The organism is Nostocoides australiense Ben110, assembly GCF_001050535.1.
GTDB classification, from domain to species: Bacteria; Actinomycetota; Actinomycetes; order Actinomycetales; family Dermatophilaceae; genus Nostocoides_A; species Nostocoides_A australiense.
Map to the genome: position 1 here is coordinate 3362061 of NZ_HG764815.1, position 2109 is coordinate 3364169.

3 protein-coding genes are annotated in these 2109 nt (G+C 74.2%); all 3 read right to left on the bottom strand.

Annotation, left to right across the window (positions count from 1 at the left end; translation table 11 throughout):
- On the bottom strand, positions 1-650 hold a 650-nt coding region (locus BN11_RS24110), incomplete at its 3' end, for a tyrosine-type recombinase/integrase (protein ID WP_048699415.1).
- A gap of 31 nt (positions 651-681) precedes the next feature.
- Positions 682-1818: a DNA-processing protein DprA gene (dprA, locus tag BN11_RS16315; RefSeq protein ID WP_048699416.1), complete on the bottom strand. Its 1137-nt coding sequence runs from the start codon at positions 1816-1818 to the stop codon at positions 682-684.
- Position 1819: 1 nt separating this feature from the next.
- Positions 1820-2109 (bottom strand): magnesium chelatase subunit ChlI family protein (locus BN11_RS16320; RefSeq protein WP_048699417.1); only part of this gene is annotated, 290 nt, incomplete at its 5' end.

A 2109-nucleotide genomic window follows, 5' to 3' on the forward strand; every position in this document is an offset into this window, starting at 1 on the left:
CCGGCGAGCGCGGGACGGCCGACGCGCAGCCAGCGCTCGAGGGCGGCACCGGCCGGGGCCCCGAACGGCACCGTCCGTTCGCGGGCACCCTTGCCCATGACCGTGGCGACCCGGGCGTCGAGGTCGACGTCGTCGACGTCGAGACCGGTGAGTTCGCCGACCCTGATGCCACTGGCATACAGCAGTTCGACCATGGCCCGGTCGCGCAGCGCCAACGGCTCGTCATCATCGGCGGCGACACCCGCGGCATCGAGCACCTCACCGGCAGCCTCCGCCGAGAGAACGGTCGGCAGCCGGCGGGAGCGTTTCGCCGAGACCAGCCGCAAGGCGGGGTTGGTCTCGAGCCGACCGGTCTGCAGGGCCCAATCGAAGAAGGTGCGGACGCTCGCCGCACGCCGGGAAAGCGTGGCGCGCGCGACGCCCTCCCCGGCCTGGGCACCGAGCCAGCCACGCAGGTCGGTGAGGGTGGCGGCGAGCAGGTGGGATTTGCCTTCGCCGCCGGAAGGACGGGCGTTCGCGCCGGGTGGGTCGAGATAGGCCGCAAGCGACCGCAGGTCACCTTCGTAAGCGCGCACGGTGTGCGCCGACCGGCCGCGCTCCGCGCCGAGGTGACGCGCAAAGGCCGCCACGACCGCGGTGTCCGACTCCACGGGCCAACGGTCGCAAAAAGGACCGCCCGGTTCAAGGCGCCACGCGCGAAGCGCGCATCCAGTGCTCGCCCGACCGTCTGGCCAGGCCAGCGAGTTCCAACGGGCCGAGAGCGGCTTGGACGGCGAGCTCGTCCAGCGCCGATCGCTCGGCGAGGGCAGCCACGGACGCAGGCCGGGACACCGGCAGCACCTCCCAGACCGAGCGTTGGGTGCCTGGGAGTTCGTCCTCGGGCAGCACCGGCGCCCGCCGCAGTGGAGCGGTGTCGCGGCCGAAGCTGCCGAGCAGGTCGGCCACATCGGCGGCGTCGGTCACCAGCGAGGCAATGCCCTCGCGGATCGCCTGGTGGCACCCGGCGGAGCACATCGAGGTGACCGGGCCGGGCAGCGCCCCGACCGGGCGGGCGAGCTGCGTGGCCGCCGCGGCAGTGGCGAGCGAACCGGACCGCAAGGCCGCCTCCACGACGATGGTGCCGCACGTCATCGCGGCGATCAGCCGATTGCGTTGGAGGAAGCGCTGCCGATAGGGGGCGGCGCCCGGCGGGAGTTCGGTCACGATCGCCCCCGTTTCGGCGATCCGCTGCAGCAGCACCTCGTGGGAGCGCGGGTAGATCCGGTCGATGCCGCAGGCGAGGACGGCTACCGTCGGGGCCTCGACGGCGAGCGCGCCCTGATGGGCGGCCGCGTCGATGCCGATCGCCGCCCCGGAGACGACGGTGAACCGGCGCTCGGACAGCTCCGCGCCCAGATCAGCGGCCCGGTCCAGGCCGTAGGCGGTGGCCGCCCGCGCTCCGACGACGGCGACGCTGCGGGTGCAGAGGTTGTCGAGCGCCTCCGCGGCGCCACCTCGCACCCACAGGCAATGCGGTGCCGCCTCCAGATCGTCCAGCCCGCGGGGCCACGCCGGGTCACCGGGCACGACGATCCGCGCCTGCAACGCCGCCGCGATCGCATCGTCGTCGATCTGGTCGAGGTGCCCGATGCGCGGCGCGAGCTTGCGACTGAGCTTGGTATGCCGCCCCGACAAGACCCTTCGCAGCGCCCCGGCATATCCCTCGGTGGCGACGACCTCGGCGACCGCCGGGTCGGCGGGCTCGGCCAGCCGGGCGAACGCGATCCGCGCCGAACGCTCGTCGCGCAGCACGTGCTCATAGGGGTTGGCGATGCTCATCTCAGGCCGCCTGGGCGCCGGCGCGGAGCAAGAGGGCAAGCCCGACGTCATCGGCGACCGGCACCGAACGCCCCGTCAGGTCGGCGCGCGTCCACGCCACCCGCAGCGTCCGGTCGTAGCCGCGCATCGTCAGGGCACCCCGCTCGAGGGCCCGGTCGAGGTCGGCCGTGACCGGCCCCGGCAACCGGAATGATCCCACTCGCAGGACGGGGCCGGGGACCTGGCTATTGGTCAGCCACCGCCCACCGGAGGCCGGCCCCCAGCGTTGCGCCGCGGCCGCCCGGGCCTCCC